This window comes from Capnocytophaga sp. oral taxon 863 str. F0517, assembly GCF_000466425.1.
Classification (GTDB): domain Bacteria; phylum Bacteroidota; class Bacteroidia; order Flavobacteriales; family Flavobacteriaceae; genus Capnocytophaga.
Genome location: NZ_KE992114.1, coordinates 2,013 through 2,566, shown reverse-complemented (window position 1 = coordinate 2,566; position 554 = coordinate 2,013). Strand labels below are relative to the sequence as shown.

The window sequence follows — 554 nt, the reverse complement described above, 5'->3', positions numbered from 1 at the left end:
TGCTTGTCAGTGTTGTTGTTTATACAGCTAAGGGTTGTGTACGAAAGTCTTTAAGGTTGAGGAAAAAGCCTCTGTAAGGAGTGAGTCCTTCTCTGAACAAGTTCCAAAGTAGGGTGCTTCCCATCTGTGAAAGGGTGGCGTTAATGAACAAATCTTGCTTGGTTAAGGCTTCGGCAAGGGAGCAACTTGGGGTATTGTCATTCTGCTCGGATTGTGTTAATAGTTCTCCAAAGGCTTGGGTAATAGTAGGCAGGGTGTCTATGGGAATAAAAGTATCGCTATGAGGTTGCTCAATAGCTTGTAAAGTACTTAAAATCACTTGCCCTGAATGGGTGCTGTTGCCAAAATCTAACCAATACTTAGGGTTGTTGTGGTAGTGGTGAGCTCGTTCTAAATGAGTGAGTACTTCCCCAATGTCAAAGCGTGTCTTTGCGCTATCTACACACGAAAGGTAAATACTTCCTCTCATTGTTTCTTCTTCAAAGGAAAAGGTCTCAGTGCTGAATAGCTGTGTTTGCGCTCTCCAATCTGTACCAAAAAAGCGATTGATACGG

The 554-nt window shown here is 43.0% G+C and carries 1 pseudogene; it reads right to left on the bottom strand.

Going from position 1 to position 554, the window contains the following annotated elements:
* Positions 1-19: 19 nt before the first annotated feature.
* Positions 20-554 (bottom strand): annotated as a pseudogene (locus HMPREF1551_RS03860) (hypothetical protein); the annotation flags it as partial.